The 13,858-nt window shown below is 58.9% G+C and carries 13 protein-coding genes; 8 read left to right on the top strand and 5 right to left on the bottom strand.

The annotated features are described in order from the left end of the window. The first annotated feature begins 160 nt into the window (after positions 1 to 160). The 5 genes from ACP15L_RS13070 to ACP15L_RS13050 are packed head-to-tail and all read left to right on the top strand — an operon-like array spanning position 161 to position 3,106. Positions 161 to 595: a hypothetical protein gene (locus ACP15L_RS13070; protein ID WP_425084494.1), complete on the top strand. Its 435-nt coding sequence runs from the start codon at positions 161 to 163 to the stop codon at positions 593 to 595. Beyond that, complete coding sequence (locus tag ACP15L_RS13065) at positions 592 to 1,257, top strand: MotA/TolQ/ExbB proton channel family protein (protein ID WP_425084493.1); 666 nt, start codon at positions 592 to 594, stop codon at positions 1,255 to 1,257. Before ACP15L_RS13070 ends, ACP15L_RS13065 begins: the two co-directional genes overlap by 4 nt. Before the next feature lie 31 nt (positions 1,258 to 1,288). Further along, a complete protein-coding gene (locus tag ACP15L_RS13060; RefSeq protein ID WP_425084492.1) occupies positions 1,289 to 1,615 on the top strand; it encodes an ExbD/TolR family protein in 327 nt (108 codons plus the stop codon). A 4-nt stretch (positions 1,616 to 1,619) separates the two neighbouring features. Then, positions 1,620 to 1,997: an ExbD/TolR family protein gene (locus ACP15L_RS13055; RefSeq protein ID WP_170488189.1), complete on the top strand. Its 378-nt coding sequence runs from the start codon at positions 1,620 to 1,622 to the stop codon at positions 1,995 to 1,997. Then, positions 1,994 to 3,106, top strand: coding sequence for a TonB family protein (locus ACP15L_RS13050; RefSeq protein ID WP_425084491.1), 1,113 nt, complete (start codon positions 1,994 to 1,996; stop codon positions 3,104 to 3,106). The genes ACP15L_RS13055 and ACP15L_RS13050 overlap by 4 nt, the downstream gene beginning before the upstream one ends. Before the next feature lie 2 nt (positions 3,107 to 3,108). Here the strand turns inward: ACP15L_RS13050 and ACP15L_RS13045 are convergent, their stop codons facing one another. Together ACP15L_RS13045 and ACP15L_RS13040 are read right to left on the bottom strand one after the other, a co-directional pair. Continuing rightward, positions 3,109 to 5,292: a Tex family protein gene (locus ACP15L_RS13045; RefSeq protein ID WP_425084490.1), complete on the bottom strand. Its 2,184-nt coding sequence runs from the start codon at positions 5,290 to 5,292 to the stop codon at positions 3,109 to 3,111. Positions 5,293 to 5,447: 155 nt separating this feature from the next. Beyond that, on the bottom strand, positions 5,448 to 6,548 hold the full coding sequence (locus ACP15L_RS13040; RefSeq protein ID WP_425084489.1) for a zinc ABC transporter substrate-binding protein: 1,101 nt from the start codon (positions 6,546 to 6,548) through the stop codon (positions 5,448 to 5,450). Positions 6,549 to 6,605: 57 nt separating this feature from the next. On the opposite strand from ACP15L_RS13040, the gene ACP15L_RS13035 reads away from it, so the two are divergent. From ACP15L_RS13035 to ACP15L_RS13025, 3 genes are read left to right on the top strand one after another with little or no spacing between them, the layout of a single operon-like run. Next, positions 6,606 to 7,118 carry a transcriptional repressor gene (locus ACP15L_RS13035; RefSeq protein WP_425084488.1) on the top strand — a complete coding sequence of 171 codons (513 nt, stop codon included), beginning with the start codon at positions 6,606 to 6,608 and terminating at the stop codon, positions 7,116 to 7,118. Between the two features lie 2 nt (positions 7,119 to 7,120). Next, positions 7,121 to 7,861 carry a metal ABC transporter ATP-binding protein gene (locus ACP15L_RS13030; RefSeq protein WP_170526947.1) on the top strand — a complete coding sequence of 247 codons (741 nt, stop codon included), beginning with the start codon at positions 7,121 to 7,123 and terminating at the stop codon, positions 7,859 to 7,861. Beyond that, the gene (locus ACP15L_RS13025; protein WP_425084487.1) at positions 7,861 to 8,655 is read left to right on the top strand and encodes an iron chelate uptake ABC transporter family permease subunit; all 795 of its coding nucleotides are present in this window, start codon (positions 7,861 to 7,863) and stop codon (positions 8,653 to 8,655) included. The genes ACP15L_RS13030 and ACP15L_RS13025 overlap by 1 nt, the downstream gene beginning before the upstream one ends. Before the next feature lie 6 nt (positions 8,656 to 8,661). On the opposite strand, the gene ACP15L_RS13020 is transcribed toward ACP15L_RS13025, so the two are convergent. The 3 genes from ACP15L_RS13020 to ACP15L_RS13010 form a co-directional block, all read right to left on the bottom strand. Then, positions 8,662 to 9,990: an HlyD family type I secretion periplasmic adaptor subunit gene (locus ACP15L_RS13020; protein WP_425084486.1), complete on the bottom strand. Its 1,329-nt coding sequence runs from the start codon at positions 9,988 to 9,990 to the stop codon at positions 8,662 to 8,664. A 2-nt stretch (positions 9,991 to 9,992) separates the two neighbouring features. Beyond that, positions 9,993 to 11,897, bottom strand: a complete 1,905-nt coding sequence (locus tag ACP15L_RS13015) for an ABC transporter transmembrane domain-containing protein (protein ID WP_425084485.1) — start codon at positions 11,895 to 11,897, stop codon at positions 9,993 to 9,995. A 182-nt stretch (positions 11,898 to 12,079) separates the two neighbouring features. Then, positions 12,080 to 13,786, bottom strand: a complete 1,707-nt coding sequence (locus ACP15L_RS13010) for an ABC transporter transmembrane domain-containing protein (RefSeq protein ID WP_425084484.1) — start codon at positions 13,784 to 13,786, stop codon at positions 12,080 to 12,082. Positions 13,787 to 13,858 lie beyond the last annotated feature (72 nt).

Genomic DNA, 13,858 nt, shown 5'->3' with positions numbered 1-13,858 from the left:
GTCACTGCCTCTCAAACCTCACCAAACCCCTTGGCAGACGACATGATCCTCGCCAACTTGGGACCACCCGTTGATTGACGACAGGCTGAGCGGCCCTTTTACCTGTTCGCAGCCTCGGGTATGAGGTCTCAAATGGCAAGAAAACAGCAGGAGCCCGTCCATGTCGTTTCATCGCACCGCTTTTGCGGCATTGTTCGCGGCCGTGTTGCCAGCCGTCAGTTGGGCGCAATCAGAAAGCGCATCGTCTGAGGCGCTGTCCGTCGAATTGAACACAGCACAGAATGTGGGCAATGCCTGCCGTCTGACGTTTTTGGTGCAGAACGGAACCGGGGTCTCAATCGACAAAGCCGTGTTCGAGACCGTGATTTTCGACACAGAAGGCGGGGTTGTCAGCCTGTCCCTGTTCGATTTCCGAGATCTTCCTGCGGATCGCCCGCGCGTGCGGCAGTTTGATTTGCCGGGAAGAGATTGCGCGCAAGTGGGCCGCGCCTTGATCAACGGTGCAAACACCTGCGTGGTCGACGGTGCGGATAGCACTATTTGTCGCGATACGCTCAGCCTTAGCAGCCGGGTCAAAGTGGAGCTTTTGGGATGAACTTCTTGGGCAATTTGCGTGAAATTCTGGCGCTTGGCGGGCCGGTGGTTGGCGTGTTGATCGTGATGTCGGTTCTGACGCTTTCAGTCACGTTGTATAAATTGTGGCAGTTCGCGGCTTGTGGTGTTGGTCGCCACAAGGTTCTGTCCGAAGCTCTGGCTGCCTGGGACGCAGGAGATCGCGCCGCGGCGCGCATGCGGTTGAACGACAGCAGCAGCTACCTTGCACCGATCGTTGGCGCTGCGATGGATGGGGTGGACGTACCCGGCGTGGATGACCGTCTCGATGCCGAGGCCGGTCTTGCCCTTGCCGGGTTGGAGCGCGGCTTTCGCCTGTTGGATACAGTCGCGCAGCTTGCCCCACTGCTTGGATTGTTCGGAACGGTGCTTGGCATGATCAACGCGTTCCAGAGCCTGCAAACCGCTGGTTCCTCGGTGGACCCATCGCTGTTGGCCGGTGGTATCTGGGTCGCCCTAGTGACAACGGCTGTGGGTTTGGCGGTGGCGATGCCGACCTCGATGGTTCTGTCGTGGTTGGAAAGCCGCACATCGCGTGAGCGGGTGTTTGCGGACAAAGCGCTGCGGACCATTCTGGTACCCGGTCACGCGTTGCAGACAAAAGCCCAGGCACAGACCCCGCGCGCCACCCCTGAACATGCGTAACACGGCGCCCTTTGTCAGACGCCCCTTGTCGATGACGCCGTTGATCGACGTCATCTTTCTGTTGCTGCTGTTTTTCATGCTTTCATCCACATTCTCGCGATTTGCTGAGATCGAGTTGACTCAAGCCGAGGCTGGTAGCGGCGCGGGCACGGCACCGGCGGACAGAGTGTTCTTGCAGCTTGGTCCGGATCGGTTGGTTCTGAACGGGGCCTCGATCACGTTGGATGATCTGCTGACGCAAGTTGAAACCGGGCAGGTTCTGATCAGCCTCGACGCCGATACCTCGGCGCAACGTCTTGTCGATGTATTGGTCCCTCTGCGAGGCCGGGACGGGTTGACCGTAACGGTGTTGGAGTAGGCCGATGATCCGTCAGACACCGCAACGCCGCAGACGCGACTCCACGATCCCGCTGATCAATGTGGTGTTCCTGATGCTGGTCTTCTTCCTGATCGCCGGTACCGTGGCCCCCCCTTTGGATCCCGACCTTGAGCTGGTCGATACCGCAGAACTGGAGGGGCGTGAGCCGCCGGATGCGCTGGTCCTGCATGCGGACGGATCGCTCAGCTTTCGCGGGCAAGCCACGGACGCCGAGACCTACATGGCGGATCATGAGGGCGAAGAGGTCCGCATCGTGCCGGATCGCGCGGCCTCGGGCCCGCGTCTGATAGAGGTGACAGGTGCGCTGCGGCGTGCAGGGGCGAAATCGGTCTTTCTGGTCACGCAGCAGGCGATCGAATGATCCGAACATCGGCCATCATCGCCGCTGTGGCCGTTCTGGTTTCGCTCTTGTTGCATATTCTGGGGCTGAGCATGACCACAGCCAGTCTGACCCATTCGGCAAGCGTTGTGGGCGATGAGGAAGATGCAGTGACCCTCGGCACGGCCTTTGAGGATTTGGCCGAGCAGGTGCCCGAACCGATCGAGCCAGAAGAAGCGGAGGTGCCCGAACCTCCGGTCGAAACCTCGCCCGAGCCTGAAGAAGCGGAGATTCCGACAAGCGAGGCTCTGGTTGCGTCACCCGACCCGCAAGAGCAGGTTTTCGCACCTGATACCGGCCCCTCCAACGGCGGTCAGGCCGAGGTGCCAGAGCCTGAAGTGACCGAATCCGTTGACCAGTCCGAGACGCAAACGGCAGCAAGTGATGAGGTCGATGCAACACCACTGGCCGAGCCATCTGATGTCGTCGAAATCCCGCAAGCCAGTGCGGCAGAGCCAGTCGAGCCGGTTGAAACGCCGGAGGCTGAGCAACTGGCCGCCTTGCCGCCCGTCGAGGTCGCGCCAGTGCCGCTGGAACAAGAGGCTGTTGAGCCGGAAATCGCGGTAGAGCCTGTGCCGGAGGAAGCCGAACCCGTGGAAGACAGCGAAGGAACCGAACAGGCGGTGGCAACTTCCATTCGACCGCGCTTGCCCAATCGGACGCCCTCGGACGAGGTTCAACCTGCGCTGCCCGGTACGCGCAATTTTGACAACCTGAAATTCCCCGAACAAACCATTGAATCCCCACTGGCGGCCTATCAGCGCGAAGGGATTGACGCGTTCACCCGCAATGACCGGGGCAACCAGTCCGGCGGGCGAGGGCCGGGCAATTCCACCACGACCAACTATGCCGGACAAGTTCTGGTGCATCTGAACCGCGCGCCTCAGGTTTACGCACCGGTTCGCGGCTATGCGCAGGTGTTCTTTCAGATCGACCCGGATGGCTCATTGGCCTGGGTCGAGGTCATCACCAGCTCGGGCTCGGACCAGGTGGATCGGGCTGCGAAGGAGCAGGTCAGGGGGGCCGCGCCGTTCCCGCCGCCGCCCGGTGGTGTCAGCCGCAAACTGTCTTTCTACTACCAGAACGGCTGAGCCTAGCGTGGTCCGCGTCGTTGCTGCGCCCCGCCATCTTTGCGCATGGTCAGGCCAATCCGTTTGCGGGGGACGTCAACCTCGACAACGCGTACCTTCACGACCTGACCGGTTTTGACAACCTCATGCGGGTCCTTGACGAACCGATCCGCCAATTGGCTGACATGGACCAACCCGTCCTGATGAACGCCGATATCCACGAAGGCCCCGAAGGCGGCCACATTAGTCACTGTCCCCTCCAGTAGCATGCCAGGTTTGAGGTCGGTAATCTCCTCAATGCCGTCCCGGAACGAGGCGGTGACGAAGCTGGGGCGCGGATCACGGCCCGGTTTTTCAAGCTCGGCAAAGATATCGCGCACGGTGGGCAGGCCGAAGGTCTCATTGGCGAATTGTTCAGCCCGCAAGCCCTTCAGCGCCCCGTCATGTCCCATGATCTGCCGGATATCCCGGCCGCAGGCAGCGACCACGCGGCGGGCGACGTCGTAAGCTTCGGGGTGGACAGATGAGGCATCCAGCGGCTCCTCTCCATCGCGGATGCGCAGAAAACCTGCGCATTGCTCAAAGGCGCGTGGGCCAAGGCGGTCGACCTTTAACAAGTCTTTGCGGGACTGAAACGCACCATTGTGATCGCGGTGCTGTACGATGGCCTCGGCCAAGCCGGGGCCAAGGCCCGACACATGCGACAGCAGCGGGGCCGAGGCGGTGTTCAGGTCGACACCGACCGCGTTCACCACATCCTCAATGACCGAGGTCAGCGACTGGGACAGGCGATGCTGGTCCACGTCATGCTGGTATTGCCCAACGCCGATGGATTTCGGTTCGATCTTCACTAGCTCGGCCAACGGGTCTTGCAAGCGGCGCGCGATCGAGACCGCGCCGCGCAGGGATACGTCCAGATCCGGGAACTCTCGCGCGGCCAGTTCTGACGCGGAATAGACCGAGGCCCCGGCCTCGGATACGACTGTTTTGGTGGGGGCTTTGACCGATTTGGGCAGCAGGCCGAGCGTGTCGGCGACCATCCTTTCGGTTTCACGGCTGGCGGTGCCATTGCCGATGGCGATCAGCTCGATCTGATGGGCCGAGATTAGGTTCAAGATCGCCGCCTGCGCCCCCCGCAGATCGTTTTTCGGCTGAAACGGATAGAGCGTATCCGTTGCCACAACCTTGCCAGTGGCATCCACCACGGCGGCCTTGACGCCGGTTCGAATGCCCGGATCCAGACCCAGCGTGGGACGTGCGCCCGCCGGGGCCGCAAACAGAACATCCTTGAGGTTGCGCGAGAACACCTGAATCGCCTCATCCTGCGCCCGGCTGCGCAGGTCGGCCATCAGCTCAACCATCATCGACAGGGACAGCTTGACCCTCCAGGTCCAGCCCGCAACCTTGCGCAACCAATTGTCGCCAAGGCCATCGCCGCGAGTTTGTAGATGCGAGGCAACAATCGCCTCAGCCCGCGCCGCGCCCGCCTCGGGCTCAGGGGCGATATCCAGCGTGACGATCCCCTCTTTCGAAGCCCGCAGCATGGCCAGCGCCCGGTGTGAGGGGGCAGTCGCCCAAAGCTCGGAATGGTCAAAGTAGTCGCTGAACTTCGCGCCTTCCTTTTCTTTGCCCTCAACGAGTTTCGAAGACAAAAGCGCCTCTTGCTGCATGAAATTGCGAAGCTCACCCAGCAGAAGGGCGTTTTCCGTCAGCCGCTCGGTCACGATGTCACGGGCGCCGTTCAAGGCGTCCTTGGTCGTTTCGACAGCCTCGGACAGATAGCCCTGAGCAAGGACCTCGGGGTCGGCATTGCGGTCGGCCAGAATAGCGTCAGCCAGTGGCTCCAGCCCGTTTTCGCGGGCGATCACCGCCTTGGTGCGTCGCTTGGGTTTGTAGGGCAGGTAGATATCTTCCAGCTGCGCCTTGGTCTCGGCCCCGGCGATGGATTTTGCCAGATCGTCCGACAATTTGCCCTGATCCTTGATCGACGTCAGGATTGTCTGCCGCCGAGCCTCCAGCTCTCGCAGATAAGTCAACCGGTCCGAGAGGGTTCGAAGCTGCGTATCGTCCAGCCCGCCTGTCGCCTCTTTGCGGTAGCGGGCCACGAAGGGCACGGTCGCGCCTTCGTCCAGCAACCGAACGGCGGCCGAGACCTGATCCGCGCGCGCGTTGATTTCGGTGGCGATTGTGCGGGCGATACGGTCCAAGGGGGCCTCCTGATACTGGGTCGGAAGGACTTCTTAGACAGCGTTTTGACAGAGGGGAAGAGGGTCAGCGCATTGGGGCAAGATTTCCTGAAACGGTCTGCCCCTATGCCTGTGTTCGAGGCCCGGCCGCTGAGCCGGCCGGGCGTTGGCGTGCCTTAGAGGCACTCAGCCAATGTGTTCGCCATATTGCGCAAAAGTTGGGGATAGAGCGCCGGGCCGGGTTCCAGTTCCGTGCTGAGGGGATCAATCACGCCTGTGTTTGCCTCAGTTCCCTCTAGCACAGTTGCGATCAGACCAGAGTTGAACTGCGGTTCAGCAAGCACGCAATCAATCCCTTCGTCGCGAATACGCGCTTGAATCTCCGCAATGCGAGCTGGGCTTGGATCGGACGCATCGCCGATCGAGATTGCGCCGGATGCCGGGATGTCGAAGTCATTTTCGAAATACTGATAAGCGTCGTGGAACACGATGAAGCTACCACCTTTTACCGGGGCCAGCGTTTCTGCGATCTCGGCTGACAGCGCCTCCATCTCAGCGCGTGCAGCGGCTGCGTTTTCAAAGTACTTGCCCGCGTTTTCCGGGTCAGCAGCCGAGAGTTGAGCAGCAATCACATTCAGCCATGTGCTGGCGTTTGCAGGCGACAACCAGGCATGCGGATCGTGTTCGCCATGCGCGTGACCTTCGTGGTCGTCATGATCATCATGGTCTGCGTGCTCTTCATGGCCATGGTCGTCATGCGCGTGGTCATCTTCCTTGTCATGGTCGTGATCATCGTGACCATGTTCATCCTTGTGATCGTCATGATCATCATGCGCATGTTCGTCTTTGTGATCATCGCCATGAACTTCATGACCGTGATCGTCATGATCCTCGTCATCGCCGTGATCATGCGCTTCGAACAGCGCGTCCTCGCGGAAGTCCAGCAGAGTGGTTCCGTCCGCCTCCAGCAGCGTTGTTACAGCCGCGCCGCCAGCGAGCGTTTCGACAGCGTTTTCCATCCACGGCGTCAGATCTTCGCCAATCCAGAAGACCAGATCCGCTTCTTGCAGAGCTGCCGCCTCGGACGGGCGTAGGTTGTATTCATGAGGTGAGGCGCCCGGCTGAACGATCAGGCTGGGTTCGCCCACGCCGTCCATCACACGGGCCACAAGCGAATGCACTGGGGCAATGTCAACGGCCACATTCGGGACGTCGGCCATGGCGGTGCCGCCCAACAATGCAGCGGTGATCGAAATGGAAAGGAGGTTTCTGGACATTGGACCCTCTGTGTGATTTTATAACATTTAATCGCGGCATATATGATATAAGATAACATGACAAGTCAGAGGCAACAGAACTCGACCAGCGAAGCTGCGCCGGTGGGGTTCCATGATCATAACCACGTGTCCTGCGTGGAAACCGGCCTTGCCATGGCCGAGGCTAAGTGCAACGCCGAGGGGCTACGCCTGACGCCTGTGCGCCACAAGGTGCTGGAAATGCTGTTGCAGGAACACAGGGCACTTGGTGCCTATGCCATCCTTGATCGCCTACGGGATGAGGGGTTCGGCTCGCAGCCGCCCGTGGCCTATCGCGCGTTGGATTTTCTGGTCGAAAACGGGTTTGTCCATAAGATCGAACGCCTGAACGCTTTTGTGGCCTGCGCCCATCCGGGGGCGACGCATTCACCTGTCTTCATGATCTGCCGCGGGTGCGACGCGGTGGCCGAAGCTTCCTCGGCCGTTGATAGCGGGGCCCTTGGCGATGTCGCCCGCGCCGTGGGTTTTGAAATCGAACGTACTGTAGTAGAAGCCGAAGGTCTCTGCTCTGACTGCACCGAAAAGGCCTAGCAATGTCCCTTGTCACCGTTGAAGACCTGAGCGTGAGCTACGGGGCTAATACCGTGCTGCGCCATGTCCATATGATCATCGAACCCGGGGAGATCGTGACAATTGTCGGGCCAAACGGGTCCGGCAAAACAAGTTTGTTGCGTGCAATTATCGGGGCCATCAAACCTGCAAAGGGTCGCATTACACGCAAACAGGGCCTGCGGATCGGATACGTGCCGCAGAAGCTGCATATCGATCCGACGCTGCCCATTTCAGTCGAGCGCTTCATGCGCCTGACCAATCACGTCAGCCGCGCCCGCTGTGCCGAGGCGCTTGAGGAAGCAGGCGTTCCCGATCTGTTGAAGCAACAGATGACTCAATTGTCCGGCGGGCAGTTTCAGCGCGTGCTGCTGGCGCGTGCCTTGATCAACCACCCGGACATCCTTTTGCTGGACGAAGCGACACAGGGTTTGGATCAACCGGGTTCAGCGGCCTTTTACCGGCAGATTGAAACCGTGCGCCGCGAGACCGGCTGTGCCATTTTGATGATCAGCCACGAATTGCACGTGGTCATGAGCGCCTCGGACCGGGTGATCTGCCTGAACGGTCATGTCTGCTGCGAAGGTTCGCCCGCTGTTGTGGCCTCAGCCCCTGAATATCGCGCCTTGTTTGGGACAGGGACCGGAGGAGCGCTGGCGCTGTACCGGCATGACCACGATCATCATCACGACCACGATCATAGCTCTCAGGACGCTGCAGAATAATGCTGGATGACTTTATGACCCGTGCTACACTGGCCGGGATTGGTGTGGCTTTTGCGGCGGCTCCGCTGGGATGCTTCGTAGTCTGGCGCCGAATGGCCTATTTCGGCGACGCAACCGCGCATGCGGCGATTCTAGGTGTCGCGCTGTCGCTGACCTTCCAGATGTCTATCTTCGCAGGCGCATTGGCCGTAGCTCTGCTGATGGCGTTGACGGTTACTTTGCTGTCCGGGCGGGGATACGCGATGGACACACTATTGGGCGTTCTGGCCCACTCGGCACTGGCCTTTGGGCTTGTCGCAGTGTCGTTCCTTTCACGTGTCCGCATTGACCTGATGGCCTATCTTTTCGGCGATATTCTGGCCGTTTCGCGAACGGATCTTGCTGTGATCTGGTGCGGGGCGGCACTGGTCGTTGCCCTCATCGGGTGGCGCTGGTCGCAGCTATTGACCGCGACCCTGAACGAAGAGCTGGCCTATGCCAGCGGCTACGACCCCAAGCGGGAGCAGTTGATCCTGACCTTGTCTCTGGCGGTAACCGTTGCAGTGGCAATCAAGGTCGTGGGCGTTCTTCTGATCGCAGCCTTGCTGATCATTCCGGCGGCCGCTGCGCGCAGCCTTGCCCGATCGCCCGAGTCCATGGCCTTGATCGCCGCGGCCATCGGAGCGGTTTCCTCCGTAGCCGGTTTGCGGGCGGCTTACGTGTTCGACACACCTGCAGGGCCGTCAATTGTGTGCGTCGCGGCAATCCTGTTTGCCTGTTTCAGCATGTTGGGATGGAAAGGTCACAAGCGCTAGAGCGCCTTACCTTTCATTGAAGGCCCGCTCTAAAGTCAATTGGACCGGTTTCAACAGATAGCTGAGAAGCGTCTGCTCACCCGTTGTCATCTCGGCCACAACGGTCATACCCGCCTGCAGCGGACGGTTGAGCGCACCTATGCCGATTGTTGAGTCGGCTAGGATGAAGGAGGCCCGGAAATAGGTCTCGCCCGTTTGTTCGTCGGTCATGGGCAGGGGGTGTACCGATTGCAACCGCGCCTCGACCTTGCCAAAGCGGCGGGCATCGAATGTATCGACGCTGATCGCCACCGGGTGTTCCAGAGCCACATGCCCCACCTCGGAATTGGGAATGCGCGCCTCGACCATTAGGGTCTGCCGGGTCGGAAGCAGTTCATAAAGCGTTTCGCCGGGGGCAATAACCTCACCCGGATTGGGTGAGGCAACCGACTGGATCACGCCACGCACCGGAGCGATCAGGCGCAGGTCGGCAAGCCTGGCCTCTAGGAGTTTCTGTGAGATCTGCAACTGATGATGTTCGTGTTCCAGAGCGTTGATACGGGTCAGCACGTCCTCTCTCAGCGTCAGGGCCTCTTCTGCGAGGGCCGCTTTTGCAAGGGTCAAAGCGTTGCGCGCCTCGGCGACGCGGACACGTGCGTCCTCGGCAGCGGCGCGCATGGCGTCGACTTCGTCTTCTTCTTCCAGAAAATCGCTGAGAGATTTCAGACCCTGTGTCTGCAGCTTCGCGTAGCGATCCAGAACCTGCTTTTTCTTTGTGACTCTTTGGCGCGCAAACTCTGCGGCATCTTCAAGAATTTGCAATGTCTTGGTTTGCTGTTCAATCGAAACGCGCTGAACCTTCTGGCTTTCGAGAAATAACTCAATACGGGCCGTAGCCGTCGTCAGACCTGCATTTCTCAGCGTTTGTATCTGGGTGGACCTCTGCGACGTATCGCCCTCAAGCATTGCAAGAACGGCCTGTTCATTTCTTAAATCCCGGGCGACCGAGGAGGCTTGCGCCGACAAGACCTCCATCTCTTTTGTAAGCGCCGGGTGGTGCAGTTCGATCAGAACATCACCAATTTCCACAGTTTGACCGTCCTGAACATGAACTGACCGGACAATCCCGCCTTCCATGGTTTCAATCTTAAAATAGTGGCCCATGGGAACGATGGTGCCCGGCGCGCGTGTGATTTGTGGGACTTCGGTTCGCCATGACAAAGCGATCAGACTGGCAAGAAAACCGGTGATAGCAAGCGCGAGAAACGCCGCAAACCGAGGCGCGCGGGCACGCTTTAGTCGAGCGCTGCGATCCAGCGGCCCTTCTCGGTATGTAGACTTTTTTCGGAAAACCATCGTCAAGCTCCAAGCGTTTTTAGGGCGGCCAACATCTTCTTGCACCCGACTTCTCCGGTGTCGTTCACAGCAACCTGGCCTGCGTTGAGATAGATGAAGCGATCGGCAGTGTTCAGAAACGAACGATCTGCGGTCGCGATGATCACAGTGTGGCCCCCGGCCTTATCCTTGACCCATGTTTTGAACGCCTGACGGCGGGTGTCGTTCAGTCCGTTTGTCGGTTCCGAGAACAGGTAGACCGAGGCTGGTCGTGCCATGCTACGTGCGAGGGTGAGAGATTTCAAAATCTCATCTGGCATTTGCGAAAGGGCTTCGTCGGAAAGGCGCGTCTGCACACCGTCTGGCAGAATTCTGTGCCCTTGTCGTAAGCCCATCCGATCCAGCGAGGCTTGAATTTCCATGTCGGAAATGGACGGCGCAGCCAAACGGAAATTCTGCGCAACTGTGCCATAGAACAGTGATTTCTCGTAGGTGGTGTAGGTGACCGACTTGCGCAGCTCGTCCCGCGCGATCTGGCGGATGTCGATCCCATCATATTCGATCGTTCCCCCAATCGGGGACGCCATACCATCGATTAGATCCAGGACAGCCGTCCGCGCGGCGGTGTCACTGCTCAGGACAACTACGACTTCGCCCTGATTAAATGTCAGGCTGACTTGCGACAGGATCGGAGGACGAAGTGGATCCGGGCGATGTGTCACCGAGGAAAACGAAATGGAACCGTTCAGCGCTTTTTGGTGGGACCAGCCGAGGCCAAGCTCCAGCTCTTGCGGCAGGAACAGCACCCGGTCTGCCTGGCTGCGGCTGGCCTGGAAAGACATAAGCTGCGGAAATCCGGTATACAGTGCCTGAAGGGGACCGAAGATCTTTGACAGCAACGCGATTGAGGCGATCAGAGCGCCAAAACTCAAAGCTCCGGACATCGCGGCATGGGCGCACAATATCATTGCACCGGTTGTGGCTAGGGCCGCAAGTGTTTGCACCAATGACTGCGCAAGTGCTTGAAATTGCCGAGCGCGCTTTGTGCTTTCCTCACTGGTTTCGATCAAAGGCATGCAGCGTTGGAGCCAAGGCGTTTGCATGCCGAAATTTGTGAAGGCGCCTTGATGGACGATTGCGTCTTGTACTGCCAGCTGGCTGAGTGAGGCGTCCTGTGCGGCTTTCCTTTCGAGCTGTTTTTGACGTGGGATCATGATCAATCCCACTATTGCCAAAGCCACCGCCAAGCCAAATGTCCAAAGCCCAACGCTTGGCGCAAGATAGAGCAGAACGGCGAGGAACAGTAAGGCAAAGGGTAGGTCCAGAAGCGTGGTGATCATCTGCCCCGTAAACATCTCTCGGAGGGCCTCGAACTGGCGGAACCGGGACAGGTGTTGGTTCACGCCTGAGCTTTGCATTTGGCCCAGCGGCAGGGACATCAGTTTTCGGAACAAGGCTGTCATCAGCTTTTGTTCGCCGCGCCAGCCAATATATGACAGCGCGCGCGTGCGCATGTGGCGAAAGCCCATGTCCGTCGCCGCGATGACGGCGACGCCAACGGCCAGTGACAGCAGCATATCGACTGATCCCGACGGGATGATCCGGTCGTAAACGGCCATGATGAGCAGCGGGGCGAAAAGGCCAAGGACGTTGCTTAGCATGGAAACAAACAAAAGACCCGGCAGGATCGGGCGGAGGTCGCGAAAGGCCTGCGATACGGTGATCTGCGTTTTCGCGGAGTGGTCATAGGCAAAACGATCGATCCGAAACAGGGTGCACCGGTGACGTGGAAGCTTTTGAAACCGTGGATTTTCCGCCTTTACGTCATCAACCAGTACATGCGCGCCTTTACCGTTAAGCGCGAGGAAGGCTGGCCCATGATCGGGCAGCACCAGGGCAGGACAGTCCGAGGCCGCGATCTCGTGCATCCGACACCTTATCTGCGCGAATGGTATTCCGAGACTATCCAGGGTTTGTGCAATGTCCCTCGGCTGCAAGCGTTGGGAAAAGTGTGGAAACGCTTCGATCAGGCTGTCTCGGTCATGTTTCCAACCACTTGCCTGCAACAACGACTGGAAAAGCTGAGTGGTTTTTTCAATCGTCAAAGTGGTCATGCGGCACCTCTCTTAATGCGGCACGCTTCATCAGTGTACCGATGGGCTTCCTCTTGCCATTGAAGCAGATCGCAGGTCTGGGGATTGCCCAGCTGGGCGGATTGATCTGTCAGCTGCCGCAACCGGGGGTCCGGGCTTGCGACAACCAAAGTGGGGCGTGGCGAAAGCGTTTTCAGACAGTTGGCCAAGGCCTGACGCTCCGGCGCATCAAGAACAGACGAGGGTTCATTCATCAGTAATATCCGAGGGCGCAACGCTAGGACTCGGGTCAGCGCGATCAGTTGTCGGTTGACCGGATCGCTCTTAAAACTCGACCCCTTGCCCAGCTGGGTATTGTAACCTTCCGGCAGCCGGTGAACACGCTGTTCCAAACCAAGCGTGGCAGCGATCTGTTTGGCATGTTCAGCCTTTTCGGCGCCACCAAACGCAGTCAGATTGTCCAGCAAGGTTGCTGAAAGGATCGCAGGGTCGCGCTCCAGCGCCACTATCCCGCCCGGACCAACAAGGGCGGGTCGTTCAGTTGTTGCAACCTCATCTATCAGGCAAGAGCCAGCGTTGGGCTTTTGATTGCCCAGAATGGTCGCAAAGAGGGCGTCGACCATCCAGCTTTCTTCCACTTCTATCAGTATTCCAGTGCCAGCTGGCACGTGAAAACTCACGGGGCGACTAGCGGTCTCTTTGTTTTGCGGGTGTGACAGGCATAGCCCTTCGACCCGCAGATCACCCTTGAGTCTCTTGTGCCCAATCCAGTTTGGCGGTTGCTGAGAGATACTGTCCATTTCGCGCAGTTTCCGCCGGGACAAAGCGACACTTTCTGACTGAACCCAAATCGCCATGATTTTAGTCAAAGGCTGAATGATGCGACCATTCAAAAGCATACAGGCCGCCAATTCGGCGATTCCGATCATGTTCTGAATGACGAGGTAAGCCCCCAGTAAGCCCATTGCAGCAACCATGATCTGCCCGAAAACAGCGCCAAAACTCTGCGCAAAACCCGAGAACAGGATCAGCTTGCGGCTGACGTCTACGGTCTGGTCCTCCAGCAACTCAAACCTTCGGGCCATCTGAGGCTCCATCCGGTTGGCTTTGACCGTGGACAGGCTGGACAGAAGGGCCGATAGGAACGCATATCGACGGGTATCCAGCGCCTTGCGACGCTCAAACAGGGACCATTGCTGATGCTTCATCACAACCGCAAACACTAAAACGATACAGAGCGCGGCAATGGGAACCAGAACCAACCACCCTCCGATCAAGCCGATCATGAGGGCGAACAGGATCGTAAATGGCAGATCAATGACGAGCGTCTGGCTCTGACCTGATTGGTGTTCTCGCAGTTGGCTGATCGCCATGAAGCGGTCAAAATAGGTGCTGGCGGTGTTTTGGGAGAAGTGGATCGGGTTTGCGTTCAAAACCTGTTCAAGGAACCGGCGCTGGCGGGTGACAGCACTCTCTTCGGCCCCGGTTGTCAACAGCACAGAACGCGCCCAACGCAACAAAAACTCAAGCCCAGCCCCAATCACCAGTGCCCAGGTCAGGATGCGCAACGTCTCGGTCGCCTGAAAGGGGATGATGCGGTCGAAGATCAGCAGAATGGTGATTGGCGCCAGAAGGGACAAGATGTTCAGGGAAAGCGACGCCGCCAGCAGAGGAATACCCATCCGCAGCCTTGTTCTACGCTTGACCGCCCTGTTCGCCTTCATGTGTTCACGCCCGTTCATTTGCCCCCTAGGTTTGGGGTCGAGGCTTTTAAAAACGAGTAAACATCAGGTCGC

The organism is Ruegeria profundi (assembly GCF_049800715.1).
Classification (GTDB): domain Bacteria; phylum Pseudomonadota; class Alphaproteobacteria; order Rhodobacterales; family Rhodobacteraceae; genus Ruegeria; species Ruegeria profundi_A.
The sequence above is the reverse complement of the archived record's forward strand: the minus strand, read 5'-3'. Positions and strand labels throughout refer to the sequence as shown.

Bases quoted from the DNA above. Each gene is read 5' to 3' on its own strand.
- ACP15L_RS13035 (WP_425084488.1), top strand. From the start codon at position 6,606: ATGACAAGTCAGAGGCAACAGAACTCGACCAGCGAAGCTGCGCCGGTG.
- ACP15L_RS13055 (WP_170488189.1), top strand. From the start codon at position 1,620: ATGATCCGTCAGACACCGCAACGCCGCAGACGCGACTCCACGATCCCG.
- ACP15L_RS13050 (WP_425084491.1), top strand. From the start codon at position 1,994: ATGATCCGAACATCGGCCATCATCGCCGCTGTGGCCGTTCTGGTTTCG.
- ACP15L_RS13030 (WP_170526947.1), top strand. From the start codon at position 7,121: ATGTCCCTTGTCACCGTTGAAGACCTGAGCGTGAGCTACGGGGCTAAT.
- ACP15L_RS13065 (WP_425084493.1), top strand. From the start codon at position 592: ATGAACTTCTTGGGCAATTTGCGTGAAATTCTGGCGCTTGGCGGGCCG.
- ACP15L_RS13015 (WP_425084485.1), bottom strand. From the start codon at position 11,897: ATGCACGAGATCGCGGCCTCGGACTGTCCTGCCCTGGTGCTGCCCGAT.
- ACP15L_RS13010 (WP_425084484.1), bottom strand. From the start codon at position 13,786: ATGAAGGCGAACAGGGCGGTCAAGCGTAGAACAAGGCTGCGGATGGGT.
- ACP15L_RS13025 (WP_425084487.1), top strand. From the start codon at position 7,861: ATGCTGGATGACTTTATGACCCGTGCTACACTGGCCGGGATTGGTGTG.
- ACP15L_RS13070 (WP_425084494.1), top strand. From the start codon at position 161: ATGTCGTTTCATCGCACCGCTTTTGCGGCATTGTTCGCGGCCGTGTTG.
- ACP15L_RS13060 (WP_425084492.1), top strand. From the start codon at position 1,289: ATGACGCCGTTGATCGACGTCATCTTTCTGTTGCTGCTGTTTTTCATG.
- ACP15L_RS13040 (WP_425084489.1), bottom strand. From the start codon at position 6,548: ATGTCCAGAAACCTCCTTTCCATTTCGATCACCGCTGCATTGTTGGGC.
- ACP15L_RS13020 (WP_425084486.1), bottom strand. From the start codon at position 9,990: ATGGTTTTCCGAAAAAAGTCTACATACCGAGAAGGGCCGCTGGATCGC.